Here is a 24,491-nt window from a genome sequence, read left to right as displayed (position 1 = left end):
TATTTCGATGAGCGAGGGACACTCCACCTACACGCCGAAGACCGGCATCGAGCGCTGGTTCGACGCGCGCATGCCGCTGCCGCGGTTGATCTATGACAGCTTTGTAGCCTATCCGGTGCCGCGCAATCTCAACTACATGTGGACGTTCGGCGGCATCCTGTCGATCATGCTGGCCGCGCAGATCCTGACCGGCATCGTGCTGGCCATGCACTACACGTCCGACACCAATCTCGCCTTCGATTCGGTCGAGAAGATCATGCGCGACGTGAACTCGGGATGGCTCTTGCGCTATCTCCATTCCAACGGCGCCTCGTTCTTCTTCGTCGCCGTCTATATCCACATCTTCCGCGGGCTGTTCTACGGCTCCTACAAGGCGCCGCGCGAGCTGCTGTGGATCCTCGGCTGCATCATCTATCTCCTGATGATGGCCACCGGCTTCATGGGCTATGTGCTGCCTTGGGGACAGATGAGCTTCTGGGGCGCCACCGTCATTACCGGCTTCTTCAGCGCCATTCCGCTGGTCGGCAACTGGATCCAGGAACTGCTGCTTGGCGGTTTCGCCGTCGACAATCCGACGCTGAACCGCTTCTTCGCACTGCATTACCTGTTGCCGTTCATGATCGCCGGCGTCGTCGTGCTGCACATCTGGGCGCTGCATGTCGTCGGCCAGTCGAACCCGACCGGCATCGAGGTGAAGTCGAAGACCGACACGGTCGCCTTTACGCCCTATGCGACCATCAAGGACGCGTTCGGCATGATCGTGTTCCTGTTCGTCTTCGCCTATTTTGTCTTCTACCTGCCGAACTATCTCGGCCACCCGGACAACTACACGGTCGCCAACCCGCTGAAGACGCCGGCCCACATCGTTCCGGAATGGTACTTCCTGCCGTTCTACGCGATCCTGCGCGCCATCACCTTCAACATCGGGCCGATCAATTCCAAGCTCGGCGGCGTGCTGTGCATGTTCGGCGCCATCGCCATGCTGTTCCTGGTGCCGTGGCTCGACACCTCCAAGGTGCGCTCGGCGGTCTACCGGCCTTGGTACAAGCTGTTCTTCTGGCTGTTCGTGGCCGACGCCATCCTGCTTGGATGGCTGGGCTCGCAGCCGGCGGAAGGCAGCTACGTGTTCATGGCGCAGATGGCTACGCTGTTCTACTTCGCCTTCTTCTTGGTCATCATGCCGGTGCTCGGCCTGATCGAGACGCCGCGCCGCCTGCCGAACTCGATCACCGAGGCGGTGCTGGAAAAGAAGAACAAGGGAGCTGGTGGACATCCGGCGGGCGCGGTTATGGCGCCGGAAACCAAGGGCTGAGCGATAAAGAGAATCCAAGGGGATTTGGCATGAAGAAGATTCTCACCTCGCTGGCGGTGCTCGGCTTTCTGGCGGCAGGCGTTGGAGCCGCCGCGGCCCAGGAGGGACACGCCGAAGCCGCACCGACGCATTTCCCGATCAACGAACCGAAGGAAATGAGCTGGAGCTTCGCCGGCCCGTTCGGCACTTACGACAAGGCCCAGCTGCAGCGCGGCCTCAAGGTCTACAAGGAAGTCTGCTCGGCCTGCCACTCGATGAACCTGGTGGCGTTCCGTACGCTGGAGGGCCTCGGCTACTCGGACGCGCAGATCAAGACGCTTGCCGCCGAATACACCATCCATGACGGCCCGAACGATGCCGGCGACATGTTCGACCGCCCGGGCAAGCCGTCGGACCATTTCCCGGCGCCGTTCCCGAACGAGCAGGCCGCTGCCGCCGCCAATGGCGGTGCCGCGCCGCCGGACATGTCGCTGCTCGCCAAGGCGCGCGGCGTCGAGCGCGGCTTCCCGCGCTTCATCTTCGACATCTTCACCCAATATGCGCAGGGCGGCCCGGATTATATCCATTCGCTCCTGACCGGCTACGACCAGACGCCGCCGGCCGGCATGGTGATCCCGGAAGGCACGCACTACAATCCATACTTCCTGTCCGGCGTGTCGCTGAAGATGCCGAAGCCGCTCTCGGACGGCCAGGTGACCTATGACGACGGCTCGCCGCAGACGGTCGATCAGTATGCCCGCGACGTGTCGGCCTTCCTGATGTGGGCCGCCGAGCCACACCTTGAGGAGCGTAAGAAGACCGGCTTCCGTGTGCTGGTGTTCCTGTTGCTGTTCGGCGCCTTGGTCTACATGACCAAACGCAAGGTGTGGGCCGACGTAGCGCACTGAAACGCCTGGCTTCCAGAAAAATGCGTGGGCGCCGAAAGGCGCCCTTTTCTTTTCGGCCACTTGCCGGCAAAACTGTGCGGTAACGGATCAACCGCCCATGAAATCCTCCCTCGAAGACGCACTGCTTGCGGCCATCCGCACCATTCCGGATTATCCCAAACCCGGCATCCTGTTTCGCGACATCACCACGCTGCTGAGTGACGCGCGCGCCTTTCGCCGCGCCATCGACGAGCTGGTGCATCCCTACGCGGGGCTGAAGATCGACAAGATCGCCGGCATCGAGGCGCGCGGCTTCATCCTGGGCGGCGCGGTAGCGCATCAGCTTTCGGCAGGGTTCGTGCCGATCCGCAAGAAGGGCAAGCTGCCCTACGAAACGGTGCGCGTCGCCTACAGCCTGGAATACGGGCTGGACGAGATGGAGATGCACAAAGACGGTGTCTCGCAGGGCGAGAAGGTGATCGTGGTCGACGATCTGATCGCCACCGGAGGCACGGCGGAAGCGGCGGTGAAGCTGCTCAGGCAGATCGGCGCCGACATCGTCGCCGCCTGCTTCGTCATCGACCTGCCGGATCTCGGCGGGCGCCAGAAGTTGGAAGCGCTCGGCGTGCCGGTCAGGACGCTGATCGGCTTCGAGGGGCATTGAGCGCCTCTTCCTTCTCCCCTTGTGGGAGAAGGTGGATCGGCGCGCAGCGCCGAGACGGATGAGGGGTGTTCCAGCGGAGTGAGATGCTGGTGTCCCTGGAACACCCCTCATCCGTCGCCTTCGGCGACACCTTCTCCCACAAGGGGAGAAGGAAGAGGTACTATTCCACCTTCACCAGCACGGCGCTGTCGAACTCGATGACCTTGTCTCCGGTCGAATCGAAGCCCTCCGAACGCAGCGTGAGCAGGCTCCAGCCGGGGCGCCCGGCAAGGGGACGGTGGGCAAGAGCCATGCGGGTGAAGGTCACTGTCTCGCCGGCATAGACCGGTTTCAGCCATTTGAGATTGCGGAAGCCGGGCGAGGGGCCGAATTCGGGCTGCGGACCGGGGCCGTTCCAGCGCACGCCCTCGGTTTCCATGCGCTTTTCGAGATTGTATTTCATCCAGGTGGCGGCGGTGTGCCAGCCGGAGGCGCAGAGACCGCCAAGCACGCTCTTCTTCGCCGCCTTCTCGTCGACATGGAAGACCTGCGGATCGTATTTGCGGGCAAACGCCTTGATCTCCTCCGCGCCGAACTTATGCGAGCCGAGGGTGACGGTTTCGCCGATGAGGAAATACTCGTCCAGGGTCACGCGACGGCCTCGCGGGTCAGGAACATGCCAGTGTTCTCGAGCTCGAAGACACATTCGCCGCGCTGATTGAAAAGCTCGCTGCGCATGCTGACGAGCCCGAGCTGAGGCCTCGATTTGGACTGGCGCTTGGACAGCACGGTGACCTTGCCGGTAAGCCGGTCGCCGGCTAGAACCGGCTTCTTCCATTTCACATGCTCGATGCCCGGCGAGCCTTGCGAGGTCGAATCGAGCAGGAAGGCGTCGCACAGCATGCGCATGAACATGGCGCAGGTGTGCCAGCCCGAAGCCGAAAGGCCGCCCAGGATGCTGGCCTTGCCGGCCTCCTCATCGAGATGCATCGGCTGGGCATCGAATTCGCTGGCGAATTCGATGATCTCGGCCGCGCTCACATGCTTGCTGCCGAGATCGAGCGAGGCGCCCTCGACGAAATCCTCATAGGCCCAAGTCTTTCCGGTCATGATGTCTTTCCGGTCATGTCGGCAATCCGGTTGACGAACGCGTGATCCCCAAGGTCGGGCATCCCGGATGAAGGCCCGAGCCAATTTGGTCAAGTCCTTTCTGGTGAGCCAGTTGTTCCGGCCGGACGTGTCAGAGCCAGCCGCGCCGGCGGAAATACCAGAAGGGCAGGATCGCGGAGACCACCATCAGGCCGATGGCGAAGGGGTAGCCGAACTCCCATTTGAGCTCGGGGATGATGTCGAAATTCATGCCGTAGATCGAGGCGACCAGCGTCGGCGGCAGGAAGATGACGGCGGCGACCGAGAATATCTTGATGATGGCGTTCTGCTCGATCGAGATCATGCCGAGCGTGGCATCAAGCAGGAAGGAGATCTTCTGCGACAGGAAAGTGGCGTGGTCGGCAAGCGACAGCACGTCGCGCGACAGAGTCTTGATGCGGGCCCGCACGTCCTTGCTCATCTTGTTCTGGGCCGCGACATGGGCGAGAAAGCCGGCCAGACGCTGCAGCGAGATCAGGCTGTCGCGGACGGAGGAAGCAAGATCCTCCTTGCGGCCGATGCCTTTCAACAGCTCCTGGAAATCGCGGTTGCGCTTCGACGCCTTGGTCGAGCGCGCCTCGAAAATGTCGCGCGAGATCGCCTCGACATCGCGGCCGGCGCGCTCGAGGATGTCGGCGAGACGGTCGACGATCGCTTCCAGCAGGCCGATCAGGATGGTGTCGCCGCTGGTGCAGCCGGTCGCCACCTTTTCGGCGCGCAGCGGGAAGGTCTTGAAGGCCTTGGGCTCGTGATAGCGGATGGTGATCAGTCGGTTGCCGGCGAGCGCGAAGGTCACCGGCGACATCAGCGGCTCGTCGACCTCGGTCTGCGCCGGCAGCACGGCGGTCATGAAGTAACCGCCGTCCTCGACATAGAGGCGGCTCGAGATCTCGATCTCCTCCATCTCCTCGCGGGTCGGGATGGCAATGCCCAGCCAGCTCTCGATGGTGGCCTCTTCATCCTTGGTCGGATTGAAGAGATCGGCCCAGACGACCCTGTCGCCATCCGTGGCGAGATCGTCGGTGACGCGCAGGCGATCATTGTCCACGACGAAGGCCTTGATCATCGCCGGGTCTCCCTTGCTGGACCAAAGAGATTTCGTTCGAAGCGCCGTCAGGATGCAGGGGCTTCACGGCCATCAGCACGGGCCGCTTAGCCCCGCTGCATCACAAGGTCAAGACAAGGTGCCTCCGCAGGCGGAGGGCATGGCGGACGCCAGCAACGGCGATATCACGTGTTGAACTTGAACAGCATGATGTCGCCGTCCTGGACGACATATTCCTTGCCTTCGTCGCGCGCCTTGCCGGCCTCCTTGGCCGCCGCTTCGCCGCCCAGCGTGACGAAGTCGTTGTAGGAAATCGTCTGGGCGCGGATGAAGCCACGTTCGAAATCAGTGTGGATGACGCCGGCCGCTTGCGGCGCCTTATCGCCTTTGTGGATCGTCCAGGCGCGCGTCTCCTTCGGCCCGACGGTGAAATAGGTGATCAGATGCAGGAGCTCGTAGCCAGCGCGGATCACCTTGTTGAGGCCCGGCTCGTCGAGGCCGATCGAGGCAAGGAATTCCATTTCCTCCTCGTCGGAAAGCTGAGCGACTTCCGCCTCGATCGCCGCCGAGATCACCACCGTGCCGGCGCCCTGCGCGGCGGCCATTTTCTCCACCGCCCTGGTGTGCTCGTTGCCGGTCGCGGCATCGGCCTCGGCGACGTTGCAGACATAGAGAACGGGATGCGAGGTGAGCAGGTTCAGTCCCTGCAGGATGCGCAGATCATCGGCGCCGATGCCGTTGAGCAGGAAACGCGTGGGCTTGCCGGCCTGCAGCAGCTCGAGCGCCGCCTCCATCATCGGCAGCACGGCCATTGCCTCCTTGTCCTTGCCGGCGGCGCGCTTGCGGACCTGGACGATGCGGCGCTCGAGGCTTTCCAAGTCGGCGAGCATCAGCTCGGTCTCGACGGTCTCGGCGTCGGCAACCGGATCGATGCGGCCTTCGACGTGGGTGATGTCGTCATCCTCGAAGCAGCGCAGCACGTGCACGATGGCGTCGACCTCGCGGATGTTGGCGAGGAACTGGTTGCCCAGCCCTTCGCCCTTGGAGGCGCCGCGCACCAGGCCGGCGATGTCGACGAAGGAGATGCGGGTCGGAATGATCTCCTTCGACTTGCCGATCGCGGCGATCTTCTGCAGGCGCGGGTCCGGCACCGCCACCTCGCCGGTGTTCGGCTCGATGGTGCAGAAAGGATAGTTGGCTGCCTGCGCGGCGGCCGTCCTGGTCAACGCGTTGAACAGCGTCGACTTGCCGACGTTGGGCAAGCCAACGATGCCACATTTGAAACCCATGTTCTTACGGTCCTATCGGGAATTCGAGATTTGGTGAGGGCTATGGGCGAAAGCAACGACGAACGTCAAGTCCCATGCCCCTGATCGTGACGGAGGCCAGAGCGCGTCGCGTTGAAACGGAGTCGGGCGCCGCGCTTTAAATCTTTGTTTTGATGCATGTCGTTCGCCCAAAATCGCTGCGCACTTTTGGGCCTTAGTCCTTGCCGAACAGCTTCTTCAGCATCGCGGCCATCGGTCCGCTTTCGGGAACCTTCGCCGGCGGCTGCTGCGGGCGGGTCTGGCGGATATGGCTCTGCTGTTTCGGCGCCTTGGGCGGCGGCCGGTCGTCATCGCCGGTCGGCACGAGCTTGTCGCGCAGGGTGAGTGTGATGCGGTTCATGAAGGAGTTGTCGTCGCCCTTGGCCAGCAGGCCGGCGTCATCGGCGATCGCGTCGAGCAACACGTCGAGCCATTCACGGTCGGCCTTGGCGAAATCGCCGAGCACATGGCCGTGCACCATCTCCTTGACGCCGGGATGGCCGACCCCGATGCGCACGCGGCGATAGGCATTGCCGACATGCTGGTCGAGCGAGCGGATGCCGTTGTGGCCGCCCGAGCCGCCGCCCACCTTGACCCTGACCTTGCCGGCGGCAAGGTCGATCTCGTCGTAGAAGACGGTGAGGGCGGATGGTTCGAGCTTGTAGAAACGCAGCGCCTCGCCGACCGACTGTCCAGACAGGTTCATGAAGGTCTGCGGCTTGATCAGCAGGATCTTCTCGCCGCCGAGCGAGCCTTCGGAGATCAGTCCCTGGAACTTCTTCGACCAGGGCGAAAAGGAATGGCGGCGGGCAATCGCGTCCGCCGCCATGAAGCCGACATTGTGCCGGTTGTTCTGATATTTTGCGCCCGGATTGCCGAGGCCTGCAAAGACAAGCATCGTCGCCTCCGGACGCGGAAGAGATTACTTCTCTTCGGCGGCAGGAGCCGCCGCTTCTGGCGCCTCCGCCTCGGTGGTCTCTTCCGTCTCCGGCTTCATCGCCGCGGAACCGGCAATGGTCGCGATGGTGAAATCGCGATCGGAGATCACCGGCTTGACGCCGGCCGGCAGGGTAACCGCCGAAATGTGGATCGAGTCGCCAATTTCGGTGCCGGTGAGATCGACGGTGATGAAATCCGGGATCGCATTGGCCGGGCAGTGGAACTCGACTTCGTGACGCACGATGTTGAGCACGCCGCCGCGCTTGATGCCGGGCGACTTCTCTTCGTTGATGAAGTGGACGGGCACGTCGACATTGACCTCGGTGTCCTTGCCGATGCGCAGGAAGTCGACATGGACCGGGAAGTCCTTGACCGGATCAAGCTGGAAGTCCTTCGGCAGGACCTGGATCTTCTTGCCGTCGACATCGATCGTGGCGATCGTGGTCAGGAACCCGCCGCCGTGGATCTTGTAGAAGATGTCCTTGTAGTTGAGCGCAATCGCCAGGGGGGGCTGCTTGTCGCCGTAAATAACTGCAGGCACTTTGCCGTTGCGTCGAACCGTGCGGGCGGACCCCTTACCGACCTGTTCGCGCGCTTCGGCCTTGAGCTCGTAAGTATCGTGGCTCATGGCATTTCCTTTCGCGTGTTATGGAGCGTTCGCGGCGGGCAAGCCCGTCCGTAAACGTCGAAAGCCGTCGCGGCCTTGCATGGTGGATCCAAACGCTTTTGGCTGTCCAAACGCTTCCGGGGATCATGCAGGCCTGGCCGGCCTTCCTCCGCGTTGCCTCCAAGGGTGTCTACGCGGGTGGCGGCTCTATAGCGGAAGGCGGCGAGGGGCGCAAGCCGTTGAGCGGCAAGCCTTGGCCGGAGCCGGCATGGTCGGCAGAACATGGTCAACGCTTCCGCCTGACGCAAAATCAGATCTGGCGGATTGCGCGGAGTCTTGTCTGCATCCGTAATGTAGCATCGGGCGGGTTTCGATCGTCCTTGGCAGGCAAGGACCTTTGGAGATCGACATGAAACTTCTGTTCAGCCGCAACCCCAATCCTCGCCTCGCGGTCGCGGTGGCGCGCTATCTCGAGGCGGAGATCGCCTTCGAATTCGCCTCGCCGACGGCGCCGGGGCAGGCCGAACGATATCGCGCGCTGAACCCCAATTTGACCTTGCCCATATTGGTCGGCCCGGGATGGAGCCTGTGGGAGGCCGACGCCATCGCCTGCCGGCTCTCGCGCGACATGCGTTCCGATTTCTGGCGCACCGGAGACGACGAGCCCGAGATGATCCGCTGGCTGAGCTGGGGCAAGGAGAACTTCACCAGGGCCTGCGACATGGTGCATTTTGAGCGCGGCACCAAGCAGCGTTGGAGACTGGGACCGATCGACGAGGCCTTGGTCGAAGAGGGGTTGAAGCAGTTCCACACGGCCGCAGCTCTCCTTGAGGCCGAGCTTTTCCAGCGCGAGTGGCTGGTCGGCACTTCGGTTTCCTATGCCGACTTCCGCATGGCGACGTTCCTCGCTTTCAACGATGTCGCAAGATTGTCGCTCGACGACTACCCGTCTATTCGCCGCTGGTACGGCCGGCTAGAGGCGATCGATGCCTGGCGCGACCCCTTCCAGGGACTGGAGGCGCCGCAACTGCCGCCGGTCAGGATTGAAGCCAGAGCCCGCATCCGCTGAACCAATCAACGGCGAAAGAACGCAAACTCAATCCCTCTGCCAGGCTCGTTTTGAAATCTTCTCGCTCATTTAATTCTATAAAATCGGTAGGCTTAATGAATAAATGCCGCGAGGAGAGCCGAGATGACGAAGAAGCTGGTGGTGGGGATATCCGGCAACCTGACCCGCCCGTCGAAAACCAAGGCGTTCGTCAGTCATATCGCCGGCGAGGTCGCCGGTCGGATCGGTGCGACGCCTGCGGTCTTCGACATTGAGGACCTTGGTCCATCGCTTCCTCGGGCACGACGCATCGGCGATCTCGATCCGGTGGCCCGGGCCATCGTCGAACAGTTGACCGGCGCGGACGTGCTAGTGGCGGGGTCGCCGACCTTCAAGGGCAGTTATACAGGCCTTTTCAAGCACTTGTTCGACCTTCTCGATCCGTCTTCGCTGCGCGGAAAGCCGGTCATCCTGGCGGCGACCGGCGGCGGAGAGCGTCACTCGCTGATCGTCGAACATCAGCTGCGGCCGCTGTTGGGCTTCTTCGAAGCGCTGACCATGCCGACCGCGATCTACGCCTCCGACAAGGATTTTGCCGACGGCGTGCTCGTGTCGGAAGCGATCCATGCCCGCGCCCGGCAGGCCGTCGCCGAGGTCGTCAACGTCGTCGGCGCCACACGCAGCGTTGGCCTCGCCGCCTGACTCCGAAGCAATCGTTCGAACCGAAGGATCAGCCATGACCAGCCCCAGCAAGCTCAGACAGATCAAGCTCGGCGCCTTCCTGCCCGGCGGCGGCCAACATGTCGCGGCCTGGCGCCATCCGGACTCGCCGGCCGATGGCGCGACCAATTTCGAGTTCCACAGAAAGCTCGCGCTGACCGCCGAGCGCGGCCTGTTCGACGCCTATTTTCTTGCCGACAACCTGACGGTGGGCCTCGGCGCCCGCGAGGGCGGCAACGCCAAGATCGCCGGTTTCGAGCCGGTGACGCTGTTTGCGGCGCTGGCTCCGCTGACCACCCATCTCGGCTTCATCGCCACCGCTTCGACCACCTATGAGGAGCCTTACACGCTCGCCCGCAAATTCGCCTCGCTCGACCTTCTGTCGAACGGCCGCGCCGGCTGGAATGTCGTGACCTCTGCCGGCGACGATACGGCGCGCAACTTCAATCGCGACGTCCAGCCCAACCATGCGGAGCGCTATGCGCGGGCGCATGAGCATGTCGAGACGGTCAAGGCGCTGTGGGACAGCTGGGAAGACGACGCTTTCATCCGCGACAAGAAGACCGGTCGCTTCTACGACAAGGACAAGCTGCACGACATCGACCACAAGGGCGAGCATTTCAGCGTCAAGGGGCCACTCAACGTACCGCGTCCGGTGCAAGGGCATCCCGTGGTGGTGCAGGCGGGTCAGTCCGAGGATGGGCGCGGGCTCGCCGCGGCCTCGGCCGAAGTGGTCTTCACCGCGCACCAGAACCTCGCCTCCGCGCAGGAATTCTATCGCGACATCAAGGCGCGCGTGGCGGCGGTCGGCCGCGATCCGGCACAGGTGCTGATCATGCCGGGCGTGGCGCCTTTCGTCGGCCGCACCGAAGCGGAAGCCCGCGCCAAATACCAGCAACTGAACGACCTGATCCTGCCGGAGGATGGGGTGGCGCTGCTCAACGCGCTTGCCGGCCAGACGCTCGATCTGCGGGATTATCCGCTCGACGGGCCGCTGCCGCCGAGCAGAGAAACTGAAGGCATGAAGAGCCGGCAGGCGCTGATCCGCCAGATCGCCGACGAGCACAATTTTACGATCCGCCAGCTCTATCAGTGGGTGGCGACCGCGCGTGGCCATTACACTGTCATCGGCAGCGCCACGCAGATCGCCGATCGACTGGAGGAATGGTTCACCAGCGAAGCCGCAGACGGCTTCAACATCCTGCCGCCATGGCTGCCAGGCGCGCTCGACGATTTCGTCGACCTGGTGATCCCCGAGCTTCAGCGGCGGGGCCTTTTCCGCACCGCCTATGAGGGCAGGACGCTGCGCGAGAATCTCGGCCTCAGGCGGCCGGAGAATCCGTGGACGGCCGCGCGTTCGACCGTGCTCGCTGCCGAATGATCCCTCGAAGCGAGAGGCAAGACGATGACTTTGCAGCACATCGAACGTCCGATCGGCATCGGCAGGCGTGACGGCGGCAACAGCTTCGGTACCGAGGCCCTGCGGCTGGCCGGCCGGACCTCGGCGCGGATCCTGTCGCGCTATGGCCTGCTTCTGGGCTTCCTGGCGCTTTGGCAGGTGGCGGCAAGCAGCGGCTGGGTCAATGCGGCGGTGCTGCCGCCGATCGACGCGATCGTCGCCGCGCTCTGGAAGGGGCTTGCCGGCGGCAGCCTGCTCGGCGACATCGCCATCAGCCTGCAGCGCGCCGGCCTGGCCTTCGCGACGGCCGTCCTCGTCGCCATCCCACTCGGCCTTATTATGGGCCAGGTGCGGGCCGTGGAGACCGCGCTCGATCCTATCCTGCAACTCTTCCGCCAGACCTCGGCGCTGGCGCTCTATCCGGTCTTCATCCTGCTCCTGGGACTGGGCGAGGCCTCCAAGGTCTTCGTCATCTTCTGGGCGACGCTTTTTCCACTGCTCCTCAACACCATCAGCGGCGTCAAGGAGGTCGACCCGAAGCTGCTTGAGATGGCGCGCGTCTACGGCGCCCGACGCTTGACTGTTTTCCGCCGCGTCGTGCTGCCAGGCGCGGTGCCTTCGATCTTCGTCGGCTTGAGGCTCGGCGCCACCACCGCGCTGCTGCTGCTGATCGCCTCGGAAATGATCGGCGCCAACAAGGGCATCGGCTTCCAGGTGATGAACGCGCAGTACAACTTCCAGATTCCGCTGATGTTCGCGGCCATCGTCATTCTTGCGGCGCTCGGCCTGATCGCCAACCAGGCGCTGGTCAGCCTGCAGCGGCGACTCTGCCGCTGGAGCAACACCGTCGGCTGAGCAGCCGACTTTCCCTGTCATTCCCGAAATCATGAAAGGCCGGACCATGACCATCACACGCCGTTCGCTTCTCCTGCGTGCCCCGCTTGCCGCCGGCATCATCGCCGCAGGCCTGCCTTCGATCGCCCGCTCGCAAGCCGCTTCCGTCAAGATACGCTACCTCGCGAGCCGCGGCGGCATTTCCCCGCACGAGCTCGCCGCCGAGCTCGGCTATTTCAAAGGTCTCGGCATCGAGCTCGAGAATGTCGGCTACGCCGCGGGCGGCCCCGAATCGCTGTTCGCGCTCGCCTCCGGCAGCGTCGACCTGGGTTCGGCCGCCACGCCGGCCGTGATCAACTCGATTGCCGGCGGCAACAACTTCGTCGCCGCCTATCCGAGCAACGGCATCAACAAGGAGGTCAAGAGCGTCTTCTATGTGCTGGAGGACAGCCCGATCAAATCGATCGCGGATATCGCGGGAAAGACGATCTCGGTCAATACGCTCGGCGCCCATCTCGACTATACGGTGCGCGAGGCGCTGCGGGGCGTTGGCCTGCCGCCGGATGCCGCCAAGCTGGTCGTGGTGCCGGGGCCGCAGCTCGAGCAGACCTTGCGCTCGCGCCAGGTCGATGTCGCGGGTCTCGGCTACTGGCAGGCGACCTTCGCCGGCCAGCTGGTCAGCAATGGCGGCGTGCGCAGCGTCTTCAACGACACTGACGTGCTCGGCGAGATCGCCGGCGGTTTCGTGGTGCTGCGGCGCGATTTCATCGCCGCCAATCCGGACGCTGCCCGCAACTTCGTAGAGCAGTCCGCACGCGCCGCCGACTGGTCGCGGCAGAACCCGGACGAGGCGCGCAAGCTGCTCGCCGGCGTCCTCGACAAACGCGGCGAGAATGGCGAGCTGGCGCGTTACTGGACCGGTTTCGGCCTGCGCGAAAAGGCGGCAGTGACGGACCGCGACGTCGACTTCTGGGTGAGCATTCTCGAACGCGACGGCCGTCTGCCGAAAGGTAGGCTCAAGGCCGCCGACATCCTCTACCGCCCGGGCGAAACCAAGACCAACTGAGCATGGAGGCGAGCGCCATGGCTGCGGCACGCGGCGGCGAGGTCACGATACGCGACCTGTCGAAATCCTTCGCACTTGGCGGGCGCCAGCTCGCCGTGCTGCGCTCGCTCAACCTCGACATCCGCTCCGGTGAATGCCTGGTGATCGTCGGCGCCAGCGGCTCCGGCAAGACGACGCTGCTGCGCATCCTCGCCGGACTGGAGCGGGCGGACGGCGGCGCCGTCGCGATCGACGGCAGAGCGATCGAGGGCGTCGGCGCGGAGCGGGCGGTGATCTTCCAGGAACCGCGGCTGCTGCCCTGGCTCACCGTGCTCGGCAATGTCGCCTTCGGCCTCGAAGTGCGCGGCGTGCCCAAGGCGGAAGCCGAAAAGCGCGCACACTTCTATATCGCGCTGGTCGGCCTCGCCGAATTCAGCGACGCCTATCCGAGGCAGCTTTCCGGCGGCATGGCGCAGCGTGTCGGCATTGCCAGGGCGCTGACGGTGCAGCCGGAGATCCTGCTGCTCGACGAACCGCTCGGCGCGCTGGACGCCATGACCAAGATATCCATGCAGGAGGAACTGGCGCGCATCTGGAGCGAGGAGAACGTCACCATGGTCGTGGTCACCCATGACCTGGAGGAGGCGATCTACCTCGCCGACAGGGTGTTGATCCTGCCCAAGGAGAAAGGCGGCGCGGCAAGGCTCATCGAAGTCGACCTGCCGCGCCCGCGCGACCGCAGCGAAAGCCGCTTCGTGCGCTACCGCGAGGAGCTGCTGCGCGAATTCGGGCTGCATTAAGGGATAGCGCGCAAGCTTCAGCCGGCGCCGGCCGGGTCACTGTTGAGCGCATCCCGCAGCACCTGAACCTGTCGGTTCAGAGCGTCGAGTTCAGCCAGCGTCATGCCCGAGCGCTCGATCAGGGTCTCGTTGAGGCAATTGCACCGGACCAACAGCGCGCGTCCGGCAGGGGTCAGGTCGACCTGCACCTGGCGTTCGTCGGTCTGGCTGCGCTGCCGGGTGACCAGACCAGCCTGCTCCATCCGCTTGACCAGGGGCGTGATCGTGCTCGATTCGAGGGCCAGTCGGTGCGCGATGCTGCCCACCGACATGCCATCCGCCTCGCCAAGCGCGTTCAGCACCAGATATTGCGGATAAGTAATGCCCATCTCATCCAGCATGGGCTTGTAGGTACGATTGATTGTCATGCTGGTGGCGTAAAGCGTGAAACAGAGCTGATTGTCCAAGGGGAGAGGCACGACGCGTTCCTTTTGCCGGCTGAGCGATTAATGTGTACCACGAAAAAGGTTATCGTGATACATATTTTTGTAGACAAGCGAGCTCGACCACACTAGGCATATTGCTATCGCGATATTGTTTATCGCGAACATTATAGGAGATGGAGATGACTGAAGCTTCGCATGCAAAGGCCGGCTCGGGCAGCGGCACGATCACCACCAAGGACGGAACGCAAATCTACTACAAGGATTGGGGAACCGGTCAGCCGATCGTCTTCCATCATGGCTGGCCGTTGAGCAGCGACGACTGGGATGCCCAGATGCTGTTCTTCCTGTCGAAAGGCTACCGCGTCATCGCGCATGACCGCCGCGGCCACGGCCGTTCGACCCAGACCGACACCGGCAACGAGATGGACACCTATGCCGCCGATGTCGCGGCGCTCGTCGCGCACCTCGACCTCAAGGACGCCATCCATGTCGGGCATTCGACCGGCGGCGGCGAGGTGGCGCGCTATGTCGCCCAATACGGTTCCGGCGGCCGCGTCGCCAAGGCCGTGCTGATCGGCGCCGTGCCGCCGATCATGCTCAAGACCGATGCCAATCCCGGCGGCCTGCCGATCGAGGTGTTCGATAGCTTCCGCTCCGCCCAGGCAGCCAACCGCGCCCAGTTCTTCCGCGACGTTCCGGCCGGTCCGTTCTACGGCTTCAATCGCCCGGGCGCTGTGGTGTCGCAAGGGATCATCGACAATTGGTGGCGCCAGGGCATGATGGGCGGTACCAAGGCGCACTACGACTGCATCAAGGCCTTCTCGGAAACCGACTTCACCGAGGACCTGAAGGCAATCGACGTGCCGGTGCTGGTCATGCATGGCGATGACGATCAGATCGTGCCGATCGCGGATTCAGCGCTGCTTGCGATCAAGCTGCTCAAGAAGGGCGAGCTCAAAATCTACAAGGGTTTCCCGCACGGCATGGCGACGACCCATGCGGACGTCATCAACGCCGACCTCCTGGCCTTCTTCAAGGCCTAGAATCGTCCAATTGGATAGACGAAGCACCCGCCGTCAGGCGGGTGCCTCGTACTTTCATCGACATGTCCGCGGGACGTGCCTATCTGGCGAGAAAACCAGTGATCAGCTTGACGGTGGCGTCGGGGTTTTCCTCCATGATCCAATGACCGGAGTTGGGCACGATGCCGCCCGTGACATCGGTCGCAACAAACCGCAAGATATCGGCCTGCGTGTTGCCGGCCGATTTTTCACCGCCAACAGCCAGCACCGGCATGGTCAGTTTGCCGCCGGCGGCGAGCATCGCCTGGTTGTCGATCGCGTCCTGGTCAAACGCCTTGAACTGCTCGAAAGCGTCATGCATCGCATGCGGGCGTGCATAGAGCTTGGCATAGTGCTTGCGCGTGGCCTCATCGATCTTCTTCGGGTCGGCCGACAGTTCGTTGTAGAAGCGGTCGAGATAGATGCGCTCGCGCCCCGCAACCAGCCGCTCCATATCCGGACCACGGAAGTTGAAGTGCCAAAGCAGCGGGCTTTGTTTGATCTTTTCCCAGTCACCGATTCCAGGCAGCGGCGCATCGATGATGACCCATTTGGTGATGCGCTTGGGATATTGCGCAGCAAGCGCATAGCCGACCATGTTGCCGATGTCGTGCGTGACCAGATCTGCCTTGTCGATCTTCAAGGCGTCCAACACGCCGGCGACGTCGACGGCCTGGTTCTTCTTGGCGTAGCCCGCTTCAGGGTGAGCGGACAAACCCATGCCGCGCAGGTCCGGCACAATGACAGTATGGTCCTTTGCGAGCGCCACAGCGGCCGCGCCCCACATGTCTCCGGTATCGGCAAAGCCGTGCAGCAGCACGACCGCGGGACCTTTGCCGCCGACGCGCACATAGAGGCTCGTGCCGTTGGTTTCGACCGACTGCGTCTTGAAACCCGGCGGAAAAGGAACGATGCGTGCCGTAGCCGGCAAGGTTACAAGAAGCACGCCCAACACGGCCAACACGATCTTGCGCATATCATTCTCCAGAGACATTGAGTTTCTGCGGCAGCGTCGCCCGCGCCCGCGTTTCGAACACTAACAGGCTTTTCACCTGGCGTATGGGGAAGAATCGATAAGGGCGCGGCAGCTGCCACGCCCTTAATTCGAGTCCTGAAGATCGGCAGCTTTTAACTGGCCGCCTGCGCCTTCTTAGCTTCCCTCATGTTCGGCAGGAACACCGTCAGCAGGCCGAGGAAGGGCAGGTAGGAGCAGATCTGGTAGACGAAGTCGATGCCCTTTATGTCGGCGATGACGCCGAGCACGGCGGCGGCGATGCCCCCCATGCCGAAGGCGAAGCCGAAAAAGATGCCGGCGATCATGCCGACGCGTCCCGGCACCAGTTCCTGCGCGAAGACGACGATGTTGGAGAAGGCCGACGACAGGATGAGGCCGATCAGCACGGTGAGCACCATCGTCCATTCCAGGTTGGCATAAGGGAGTGCCAGCGTGAACGGCAGCACGCCGACGATCGAGAACCAGATCATCGTCTTCTGGCCGTAGCGGTCGCCGAACGGGCCGCCGAGCAGGATACCCAGCGCCGAGGCGCCGAGGAACAGGAACAGCATCACCTGCGAGGTCTGCACCGAAACGCCGAACTTATGGATGGCGTAGAAGGTGTAGTAGCTGGAGAGCGAAGCGATATAGGCGTTCTTGCTCAGCACCAGCAGCGTCAGCACTACCAACGCTCCCATCACCTTCCTGCGCGGGAAGGGCGAGACGTGAGCCGCCTGTTTGCGGGTGGCCATTGAGGCGCGCAGCCGGCTGTACCAGCCGCCGACCTGCCATAGAACGATGATGCCGATCAGCGAGCCGACGGCGAACCAGGAAATGCTGGTCTGGCCGAAAGGCACGACGATGAAAGCCGCGAGCAGCGGTCCCATCGCCTGGCCGAAATTGCCGCCGACCTGGAACAGCGACTGCGCCAGGCCAAAGCGGCCGCCGGAGGCGAAGCGGGCGATGCGCGAGGATTCCGGATGGAAGATCGCCGAGCCGATGCCGATCAGCGAGGCGCCGATCAGGAGCAGCCAGTAATGGCCGGCATGGGCGAGCACCACCAGCCCGACCAGCGACGAGGCCATGCCCCAAGGCAAGGAATAAGGCATAGGCCGCTTGTCGGTGATCATGCCGATCACCGGCTGCAGCAGCGAGGCCGTCACCTGGAAGGTGAAGGTCAAAAGGCCGATCTGCCAGAAGTCGAGACCGTAATTGTCCTTGAGCAGCGGATAGATGGCCGAAAGCAGCGACTGCATGATGTCGTTGACGCAGTGGCAGAAGCTCACCGCGAGAATGACGGTGAAGGCCGTCGCTTGCGCCGAGGGGTGGTTGGCCGCCGCTGGGGCAGCGACGGCGGTGGCGGTCGTATCGGTCAAGGCAATGCTCCGTGGTCTTTTTGGCGGCGAACCGCAGGCAGTCTGATAGGACGCTTGCCTTATAATCGGCTTGAATGGCGACTTCTTTCGTGGTTTGGTCCAAAAGTTTCGCAAGTGGGGCCACATCAAATGCCGCATGGCCGGGAAATCTTCAGGGGCGACGCCGCCGAGCTCGGCCGGCTGCACGAAAGCCGCTGGCAATGGCTGGAGCAGGCGGTCGGGCCGGCGGTCGCGCTGCCGACCGAATATCCCGACGGCTACCACGTGCCGCGGCACCGCCACAGCCGCAGTCAGTTGCTGCACGCGCTGGTCGGCGTCGTGCTGGTGACGACGAAGCACGGCCGCTGGATGGTGCCGCCCGACCATGCGATGTGGATACCGGCCGGCATAGAGCATTCCGTCGAGATGCTGGGCAATGTCTCGATGCGCTCGGTCTATGTGGTGCCCGACGCCATTCCCGGCCTGCCGGAAGGCTTGCGCGTCGTCGGCATCACCGAGCTGATGCACAGCCTGATCGTGGAATCGGAGAAGCTACCGCAGGGCGGCGAGCTCGAAGGGCGCTCGGGACTGATCATGGGGCTCCTGCTGCACGAGATCCCCAACCTGCCGGAGCGGCCGCTCGGCCTGCCTTTCCCGTCGGATCCGAAGCTGGCAGCGCTCTGCCGGCGCTTCGTCGCGGCGCCCTCGCCGCATGCGACTATCGATGAATGGGCGGATGCCGCTGGCATGAGCCGGCGCTCCTTTACCCGCGCCTTCCATCGCCAGACCGGGCTGTCGCTGTCGACATGGCGCCAGCAGGCCTGTCTGTTCGCCGCGCTGCCCAGACTCGCCGACGGCGAGCCGATTACCAGGGTGGCGCTCGACCTCGGCTACGACAGCGTGCCGGCCTTCATCACCATGTTCAAGCGCATGTTAGGCGCCTCGCCACGCGGCTATATGCGCGGCGCGCGCGAGGCAGGCGAAGGCACCAAGCGGCTTGCCGGTTTGATCTAGGCCGGCAGCGCCCCGGTTTAATCGAAAAGGCTGGAGACCGACTCTTCGGTCGCCGTGCGCGAGATCGCTTCGCCCATCAGGTCGGCGATAGAAATGACGCGGATGTTGGGCGCATCGAGCACGGCCTGGCTCGGCTGGATGGAATCGGTGATCACCAGTTCCTGCAGCTTCGAGCCGGCGATGCGGGTCACCGCGCCGCCCGAGAGCACGCCATGAGTGATGTAGGCGGTGACGCTGGTGGCGCCGTTGTTGAGAAGCGCCTCGGCCGCATTGCAGAGCGTGCCGCCGGAATCGACGATGTCGTCGATCAACAGGCAGTCCTTGCCGGCGACGGCGCCGATAATGTTCATGACCTCGGATTCGCCGGGGCGCTCGCGGCGCTTGTCGACGATGGCGAGCTGCGCGTCGAAGCGCTTGGCCAGCGCGCGCGCGCGCACCACGCCGCCGATGTCGGGTGATACGACGACCACATTGCCGAGCTGCTTGTATTTCGCCTTCACGTCGCGGGCCATCACCGGCACCGAGAACAGATTGTCAGTCGGGATGTCGAAGAAACCTTGGATCTGACCGGCGTGGAGGTCGAGCGTCAGCACCCGGTCGGCGCCCGCGCGGGTGATCATGTTGGCGACGAGCTTGGCCGAGATGGGCGTGCGGCCGGAGGCGCGGCGATCCTGCCTGGCATAGCCGAAATAGGGGATGACCGCCGTGATGCGCCGGGCGGAGGAGCGCATGAAGGCGTCCATCATGATGAGAAGTTCCATCAGATGGTCGTTAGTCGGGAAAGAAGTGGACTGCAGGATGAAGACATCCTCGCCGCGCACGTTCTCCTGGATCTCGACGAAGATTTCCTGATCGGCGAAGCGCCTGACGCTGGCCTTCCCCAGCGGAATGTTGAGATAGCGAGCGACCGCCTCGGCCAGCACCCTGTTGGAATTGCCCGCGAAAAGCTTCATGCACCGTTCCTGGTGAAGGATGGAGAGACCCGATAGACTCTCATGAGCCTTTTAAGCGGGCTTTTAGCGGCCCGCGCCGGTATTGCAAGCCTCGTGATCGGGAATCCTTCGAGAAGGTGCAACAAAGGCCGATTGCATCGCAAGCCGGCAACAGATCCGTTGGGGCAGTTTCAACGCGTGGCGGAATCGCTCCAGCTATCTGCTTCGACGTGGACGGAAAATCGTTGCACGGTTGTCGTGGAGTTGCTCTAGCCGGCGCCGCCGCTGCCGAGCCAGGCGGTGAACTGGTCGATCGTCTGATCGGCGATCGCCTGCATGACTGAGGGCGCGACCGCCGGCCAGCCTTCGCCGCTGCCGATTGAAGGCGCTTTCTGCTGGCCGTTGATGCGATGCAGGCGATTGCCCGACGGGTCGTAGATGTCCCAGACATAGATCACGGTGGTGTCCTTGCCTTCGGACATCGTCGAAAAATAGCCTTTCAGCACATGCGTCGCCGTCTGGTCGGTGCTGCCGACCAGCGTCACGCCGCGTTGCCTGGCGCGCGCCTGCAGTTCCGCCGTCAAGGGTGCCGCGGCCTCCACGGAGGCGCCGACGATCGGCGCCACCTGCAGCCGGGTCTTGGCGATTGCGGCGGCCTGAGCCGGCGTGGCGGGCGTCGAAGCCGCTGCCGTTGTTGTGGGGGCAGGCGCGGTCGTGGTCGGGGAGGTGGTGGCCGTCATGCCCTGGGCGGCCGGCAACGCCTGAGCCGAATTCGCCGGCGGCTTGACGGCAGAAGGATCGAGGACGTCCTTGGCGTTGGTGCAAGCGCCAAGCGCCAGCGCCGCAAGCAATGACACGGTCGTCATCTGCGATCGTCTCATTTGCCCGAAAACTCCCTGGTGGCGACGCCCCCGCGTGAACCAACCATTATGGATTCACTGTACGATCAAGTCGAGATCATGGCGGGAGAGCGGCTTCGGCGCCGATTCCGTGGTGAGGTAGGTGCGGCCAAGCGTCATCGCCGTCTCGGTCTCCGAATCCATGATGATCATGTGGGCGAACAGCGTCATGTTGGGCGCGATCGGCTCCGGATTGCCCTGGTAGAACATCGGCATATCCATCCATGACGGCGTGAAGCGGGCGCCGACCGAGTAGCCGCAGGCATTCAGCCGGTGCTTGGTCAGACTATGCGCTTCGAGCGTGCGGGCATGCGCATCGAAGACGTCGCCGAAGGTGTTGCCCGGCGTCATCGCCTTCTCGGCCGCAAGCAGCGCGGCGCGGGCGGCATCGAACAGTTCCTGGTGGCGCTTCGAGACCTTGCCGGTCAACGCGGTGCGCATCATCGGGGCGTGGTAGTGATGAAAGACGCCCGCCCATTCGAGCGTCAGCTGGTCGTTCTTGGTAAGCTTGCGGCGTCCGGCCTTGTAGCGGCAGAGCAAGGCATCGGCGCCCGAGCCGATGATGAATTCGTTGGCGGGATAATCGCCGCCGCCGGCAAAGATGGCGCCCTGCATGGCGGCCAGGATAAGTCCCTCGTCGCCGCCCTGCTTGATCAGCGGCAAGGCGGCATCCAGTGCATCGTCGGAAAGGGTCGCGGCTTTCTCCGCCTTCGCGATCTCGGCAGGGCTCTTGAAGAGGCGCAGCCGGCCGACGATGCCGGAAGCATCGGCGATCTGGCCGAAGGTCTGCAACTGCTCATCGACGCGGCGGCCGTTGTAGGCGGTCAGGCCATGCGTGTCGTATTCGACGCCGATACGGGCGCCGAGCAGATCGAGGTCATTGAGCAGATTGCGCAGGTCTATCGCCGGATTGGCGCCGTCGCGATCGGTCCACAGAACGATGTTGTCGATGGTCGAGGTATGGCGCGCTTGCCTCAGATCGGCCGAACGGGTGAGCAGCACCATCGAGCCATCGGCCTTCACCACCAGGCATTGGAAGAAGCAAAAGCCGAATGTGTCGTAGCCGGTCAGCCAGTACATGCTCTCCTGCGCGAACAGAAGCACGGCGTCGAGCTTCTTTTCGGCCATCTCGATCAGCAGCCGGTCACGCCGAGCGTCGAATTCCGAACGTTCGAAATGCAGCGCCATTACTCTTTCTCCAGAACGATTGCCGAAACCTGGCGCCCGTAATCCGCTTCCTTGCGGTGGGTGGTGCGCCGATAGGAATAGAAGAGGTCTTCTTCCGCGTAAGTGCAGCGGCCGAGGCCCTCGGCGGTCACGCCGGCGTTTCGCAGCCGGTCGACCGTATATTGGTTGAGGTCGAACATCGAGTGGCCGGGATTCACCGATGGCCGGAAATAGCGTTGATTGCCGGCATCGGCTTCGACGAAGCGGGTGACGAATTCGGACCCGACCTCGTAATTGTCGGGACCGATGGAAGGACCGAGCACGGCGACAATGCGGTCGCGGCGGGCGCCGAGACCTTCCATCGCGGCAACGGTGTTTTCGAGCACGCCGGTGAAGGCGCCTTTCCAACCGGCATGGGCGGCGCCGATGACGCGGGCCTCGGCATCGGCGAACAGGACCGGTCCGCAATCGGCGGTCGAGGCGCCGACGGCAATGCCAGGCTGGTCGGTGACGATGGCGTCGGCCTTGGGGCGGGGGCTTGCGAAAGGCTCCCTGGCAATGACGACGTCGGGGGAGTGGACCTGGTGCGCGGTGAGCAGATGGTCAGCCGGCACGCCCATCCAGTCGGCGACACGGCGGCGGTTTTCGGCGACCAGCGCCTGGTCGTCGCTGGAGCCGGTGCCGATGTTGAGGCCCCGGTATATGCCGCCGGAGACGCCGCCGATACGGGTGAAATAGCCGTGGCGTATGCCTCGCACCTTGTCGAGCAGAGGCGAACGTACTGGATCGGGTCTGGTCTGATTCAGCATGGATGGGTTTGTTGTCCGCGTGGGCGCTTTCGTCAAGGTGAAGTTCGGCAACGGGCGGAGCTCGGGCAGTGGCGGGACCAGCTTGCACGGGTTGCCGGCCGATGTCAGCCGGTTTTCGCGGTCGGCAGAATCTTCATCACCTTGAACAGTTCGCCCATCGCATCGGGGCCGGCGAGGCGTTCGACCGCGTCGGAAATCGCCCGCCGGCCGCCGTCATCGGCCTTGGCGCCCAGCGCGCCGGCGCGCTCGAGCAGGCCCATGCCGAGCAGGAATTCGCTCTGCGTGGTCACTTCCACCTCGAGGCCGTGGGCACGGGCGCTTGCGGCCAACGCCGCGAAGTCGACATGGGCGGTGAGATCGGCCTCGCCGGGATTGGCCAGCACGTCTTCGTGATCGTGCCTGCGCAGGGCTTGCAAAGTGTCCCCGATGCCGGGTTCGATGTGGCCATAGTCGATGAACAGCCCGGCGCCGCCATGGCCGGCGATGCGCTCGGCAATCGCCGACATTAGCGCCGAGCGGGACGGCGCCACTTCGACGATCGCGCCTTGCGGCGCGTCTGCCGCGCCAGCCGGCAGCAAGGCCGGGTCGACAGAGCCAGCGCCGGCAAAGAAGTGGAGATTGTCGGCATCGTCGAGGCCGACCATGCGCTCGCGCCATCCTGCGCCGACATAGACGAACTGACGGATCGGCACTGCGTCGAACAGCTCGTTGCCGACGATGAAGAGCGGCTGCCGCTGCAGCGTGTCGATGGTCTGGTGCCAGCTCAGGGCCACACGCTGGCCGGCAAGCGTTTCTTTCTGGATTTCGGTCAGGCGTGGACTGGTCTCGATCATGGCGAAGGACGCGCCGGCGGCAAACGCCGGGTCGAGCCGCGACCAAGTGCGCAGCATGTCCTTCATCAGCGTGCCGCGTCCGGGGCCGATTTCAGCGAAGGTCACGGGGAGTGGCCGACCGGCGCGCTGCCAGGCCCGGTAGAGCCAGACGGCGACAAGCTCGCCGAACATCTGGCTGATCTCCGGCGCGGTGACGAAATCGCCGGCAGCGCCGAAGGGCTCGCGCGTCGTATAATAACCGTGCTCGGGGTCGAACAGGCAGAGCGCCATATACTCGCTGACCGGGATCGGCCCCACGGCACCGATCAGGCCGACGATACGCTCCTTCAGCCGGGTCATGCCGGCTGCGCTTGCGTCATCGGCTTTGCGGTGGCCATGGCCCAGATGCCGGCAAGCACCATCGGCGAGGACAGGATCATGCCCATGGTCAGCCAGTTGGTGCCGAGCAGGTAGCCAAGCTGCTGGTCGGGCTCGCGGAAAAACTCGACGAAGATGCGCGACAGCCCATAGCCGCAGATGAAGGCGCCGCCGACGAAGCGTGGCGTCCCGAGTTTCAGCCGCGAATGGGTGAGGAAGCGCAGCACCAGGAAGAGCACAAGGCCTTCGAGCAGCGCCTCATAGATTTGGCTGGGATGCCGGGTGAACGGACCGCCATTGGGGAATTCGATCGCCCAGGGAACATCCGTGGGCCTGCCCCAGAGCTCCGAATTGATGAAATTGGCCACGCGCACCAATCCGAGGCCGACCGGGACGCCGGCCGCGACGACGTCGAACAAAGTCCAGGTGTGGATGCCGCGCTTGATTGAAAACAGCGTCATGGCGAGGATGACGCCGAGCAACCCGCCATGGAACGACATGCCGCCCTGCCAGACGGCGAAGATATCGAGCGGATGCGCGATATAGCGCGGCAGGTCGTAGAAGAGGACATAGCCGGTGCGCCCGCCGAGCACCACGCCGATCGCCGCCCAGACGATGAAGTCGTCGAGGTCCTCCGGCTTCATCGGCAGCTTGCGGTCCGGCCAAAGGCTGGCGCTGGTGACGAGCCGCCTGGCATACCACCAGGCAAAGAGAATGCCGACAATATAGCCGACGCCATACCAATGCACCGCCAGCGGCCCGATATTCACGATGACCGGATCGATATTGGGGAAGGGCAGGGAGGCCAGCGGCAGCAGGAAATATTCGCTCAAACGGGGTCTCCCGGGCACGGTCGCATTTCGGCGCGGACCATGCGGCAGGGTTTTGGCGGGGTCAAGGCAAGGCTTCACTTGCATTCCGTGCCGCGCGC

At 63.8% G+C, this 24,491-nt stretch carries 26 protein-coding genes; 11 read left to right on the top strand and 15 right to left on the bottom strand.

Annotated features, from left to right (window positions below; translation table 11 throughout):
- The first annotated feature begins 7 nt into the window (after positions 1 to 7).
- The 3 genes from P9236_RS12765 (at position 8) to P9236_RS12755 (ending at position 2,842) form a co-directional block, all read left to right on the top strand.
- A complete protein-coding gene (locus P9236_RS12765) occupies positions 8 to 1,312 on the top strand; it encodes a cytochrome b N-terminal domain-containing protein (protein ID WP_278074972.1) in 1,305 nt (434 codons plus the stop codon).
- Between the two features lie 29 nt (positions 1,313 to 1,341).
- Positions 1,342 to 2,199 carry a cytochrome c1 gene (locus tag P9236_RS12760; protein ID WP_278074971.1) on the top strand — a complete coding sequence of 286 codons (858 nt, stop codon included), beginning with the start codon at positions 1,342 to 1,344 and terminating at the stop codon, positions 2,197 to 2,199.
- A 97-nt stretch (positions 2,200 to 2,296) separates the two neighbouring features.
- Complete coding sequence (locus tag P9236_RS12755; protein WP_278074970.1) at positions 2,297 to 2,842, top strand: adenine phosphoribosyltransferase; 546 nt, start codon at positions 2,297 to 2,299, stop codon at positions 2,840 to 2,842.
- Positions 2,843 to 3,002: 160 nt separating this feature from the next.
- Here P9236_RS12755 and P9236_RS12750 read toward each other — a convergent pair whose 3' ends face one another.
- The 6 genes from P9236_RS12750 to P9236_RS12725 all read right to left on the bottom strand — a co-directional run bounded on the left by P9236_RS12750 (position 3,003) and on the right by P9236_RS12725 (position 7,889).
- On the bottom strand, positions 3,003 to 3,473 hold the full coding sequence (locus P9236_RS12750) for a MaoC family dehydratase (protein WP_278074969.1): 471 nt from the start codon (positions 3,471 to 3,473) through the stop codon (positions 3,003 to 3,005).
- The gene (locus P9236_RS12745; protein ID WP_278074968.1) at positions 3,470 to 3,931 is read right to left on the bottom strand and encodes a MaoC family dehydratase; all 462 of its coding nucleotides are present in this window, start codon (positions 3,929 to 3,931) and stop codon (positions 3,470 to 3,472) included. Before P9236_RS12745 ends, P9236_RS12750 begins: the two co-directional genes overlap by 4 nt.
- Before the next feature lie 130 nt (positions 3,932 to 4,061).
- Positions 4,062 to 5,036, bottom strand: coding sequence for a magnesium/cobalt transporter CorA (corA, locus tag P9236_RS12740; protein ID WP_278074967.1), 975 nt, complete (start codon positions 5,034 to 5,036; stop codon positions 4,062 to 4,064).
- A 164-nt stretch (positions 5,037 to 5,200) separates the two neighbouring features.
- A complete protein-coding gene (ychF, locus tag P9236_RS12735; protein ID WP_278074966.1) occupies positions 5,201 to 6,304 on the bottom strand; it encodes a redox-regulated ATPase YchF in 1,104 nt (367 codons plus the stop codon).
- Between the two features lie 193 nt (positions 6,305 to 6,497).
- Positions 6,498 to 7,220, bottom strand: a complete 723-nt coding sequence (gene pth / locus P9236_RS12730) for an aminoacyl-tRNA hydrolase (protein WP_278074965.1) — start codon at positions 7,218 to 7,220, stop codon at positions 6,498 to 6,500.
- Positions 7,221 to 7,244: 24 nt separating this feature from the next.
- Positions 7,245 to 7,889 (bottom strand): 50S ribosomal protein L25/general stress protein Ctc, encoded by a 645-nt coding sequence (locus P9236_RS12725; protein WP_278074964.1) that lies wholly within the window; start codon positions 7,887 to 7,889, stop codon positions 7,245 to 7,247.
- 388 nt (positions 7,890 to 8,277) lie between these two features.
- Here P9236_RS12725 and P9236_RS12720 point away from each other — a divergent pair, with 388 nt between their 5' ends.
- The 6 genes from P9236_RS12720 to P9236_RS12695 all read left to right on the top strand — a co-directional run bounded on the left by P9236_RS12720 (position 8,278) and on the right by P9236_RS12695 (position 13,714).
- A complete protein-coding gene (locus P9236_RS12720) occupies positions 8,278 to 8,937 on the top strand; it encodes a glutathione S-transferase family protein (RefSeq protein ID WP_278074963.1) in 660 nt (219 codons plus the stop codon).
- 123 nt (positions 8,938 to 9,060) lie between these two features.
- Positions 9,061 to 9,618, top strand: a complete 558-nt coding sequence (gene msuE / locus P9236_RS12715; protein ID WP_278074962.1) for an FMN reductase — start codon at positions 9,061 to 9,063, stop codon at positions 9,616 to 9,618.
- 34 nt (positions 9,619 to 9,652) lie between these two features.
- Positions 9,653 to 11,017, top strand: a complete 1,365-nt coding sequence (locus P9236_RS12710) for an LLM class flavin-dependent oxidoreductase (protein ID WP_278074961.1) — start codon at positions 9,653 to 9,655, stop codon at positions 11,015 to 11,017.
- A gap of 24 nt (positions 11,018 to 11,041) precedes the next feature.
- The gene (locus P9236_RS12705; RefSeq protein ID WP_278074960.1) at positions 11,042 to 11,890 is read left to right on the top strand and encodes an ABC transporter permease; all 849 of its coding nucleotides are present in this window, start codon (positions 11,042 to 11,044) and stop codon (positions 11,888 to 11,890) included.
- Between the two features lie 46 nt (positions 11,891 to 11,936).
- Positions 11,937 to 12,935: an ABC transporter substrate-binding protein gene (locus P9236_RS12700; RefSeq protein WP_278074959.1), complete on the top strand. Its 999-nt coding sequence runs from the start codon at positions 11,937 to 11,939 to the stop codon at positions 12,933 to 12,935.
- A 17-nt stretch (positions 12,936 to 12,952) separates the two neighbouring features.
- The gene (locus P9236_RS12695) at positions 12,953 to 13,714 is read left to right on the top strand and encodes an ABC transporter ATP-binding protein (RefSeq protein ID WP_278074958.1); all 762 of its coding nucleotides are present in this window, start codon (positions 12,953 to 12,955) and stop codon (positions 13,712 to 13,714) included.
- Positions 13,715 to 13,731: 17 nt separating this feature from the next.
- On the opposite strand, the gene P9236_RS12690 is transcribed toward P9236_RS12695, so the two are convergent.
- Positions 13,732 to 14,172, bottom strand: coding sequence for a MarR family transcriptional regulator (locus P9236_RS12690; RefSeq protein WP_278074957.1), 441 nt, complete (start codon positions 14,170 to 14,172; stop codon positions 13,732 to 13,734).
- A gap of 146 nt (positions 14,173 to 14,318) precedes the next feature.
- Here P9236_RS12690 and P9236_RS12685 point away from each other — a divergent pair, with 146 nt between their 5' ends.
- Positions 14,319 to 15,182, top strand: coding sequence for an alpha/beta hydrolase (locus tag P9236_RS12685; RefSeq protein WP_278074956.1), 864 nt, complete (start codon positions 14,319 to 14,321; stop codon positions 15,180 to 15,182).
- Positions 15,183 to 15,261: 79 nt separating this feature from the next.
- Here P9236_RS12685 and P9236_RS12680 read toward each other — a convergent pair whose 3' ends face one another.
- Positions 15,262 to 16,176: an alpha/beta hydrolase gene (locus P9236_RS12680; RefSeq protein ID WP_278074955.1), complete on the bottom strand. Its 915-nt coding sequence runs from the start codon at positions 16,174 to 16,176 to the stop codon at positions 15,262 to 15,264.
- A 152-nt stretch (positions 16,177 to 16,328) separates the two neighbouring features.
- The gene (locus P9236_RS12675) at positions 16,329 to 17,570 is read right to left on the bottom strand and encodes an MFS transporter (RefSeq protein ID WP_278074954.1); all 1,242 of its coding nucleotides are present in this window, start codon (positions 17,568 to 17,570) and stop codon (positions 16,329 to 16,331) included.
- A gap of 129 nt (positions 17,571 to 17,699) precedes the next feature.
- On the opposite strand from P9236_RS12675, the gene P9236_RS12670 reads away from it, so the two are divergent.
- Positions 17,700 to 18,563, top strand: a complete 864-nt coding sequence (locus P9236_RS12670) for a helix-turn-helix transcriptional regulator (RefSeq protein WP_278074953.1) — start codon at positions 17,700 to 17,702, stop codon at positions 18,561 to 18,563.
- Between the two features lie 17 nt (positions 18,564 to 18,580).
- Here the strand turns inward: P9236_RS12670 and P9236_RS12665 are convergent, their stop codons facing one another.
- From P9236_RS12665 to lgt, 6 genes are all read right to left on the bottom strand, one after another.
- Positions 18,581 to 19,516: a ribose-phosphate pyrophosphokinase gene (locus P9236_RS12665; protein WP_278074952.1), complete on the bottom strand. Its 936-nt coding sequence runs from the start codon at positions 19,514 to 19,516 to the stop codon at positions 18,581 to 18,583.
- A 248-nt stretch (positions 19,517 to 19,764) separates the two neighbouring features.
- Positions 19,765 to 20,376 (bottom strand): hypothetical protein, encoded by a 612-nt coding sequence (locus P9236_RS12660; RefSeq protein ID WP_278074951.1) that lies wholly within the window; start codon positions 20,374 to 20,376, stop codon positions 19,765 to 19,767.
- Between the two features lie 54 nt (positions 20,377 to 20,430).
- Positions 20,431 to 21,582, bottom strand: coding sequence for a Xaa-Pro peptidase family protein (locus P9236_RS12655; protein ID WP_278074950.1), 1,152 nt, complete (start codon positions 21,580 to 21,582; stop codon positions 20,431 to 20,433).
- A complete protein-coding gene (gene pgeF, locus P9236_RS12650) occupies positions 21,582 to 22,370 on the bottom strand; it encodes a peptidoglycan editing factor PgeF (RefSeq protein ID WP_278074949.1) in 789 nt (262 codons plus the stop codon). The genes P9236_RS12655 and pgeF overlap by 1 nt, the downstream gene beginning before the upstream one ends.
- Before the next feature lie 104 nt (positions 22,371 to 22,474).
- Positions 22,475 to 23,542 carry a class I SAM-dependent methyltransferase gene (locus tag P9236_RS12645; RefSeq protein WP_278074948.1) on the bottom strand — a complete coding sequence of 356 codons (1,068 nt, stop codon included), beginning with the start codon at positions 23,540 to 23,542 and terminating at the stop codon, positions 22,475 to 22,477.
- Entirely contained in the window at positions 23,539 to 24,393 is an 855-nt protein-coding gene (lgt, locus tag P9236_RS12640) for a prolipoprotein diacylglyceryl transferase (protein ID WP_278074947.1), read from the bottom strand. The genes P9236_RS12645 and lgt overlap by 4 nt, the downstream gene beginning before the upstream one ends.
- Positions 24,394 to 24,491 lie beyond the last annotated feature (98 nt).

Origin of the sequence: Mesorhizobium sp. WSM4884 (assembly GCF_029625675.1) — a bacterium.
GTDB lineage: Bacteria > Pseudomonadota > Alphaproteobacteria > Rhizobiales > Rhizobiaceae > Mesorhizobium.
Note: the sequence above shows the minus strand (reverse complement) of the source record. Positions and strands in the feature narration are given on the sequence as shown.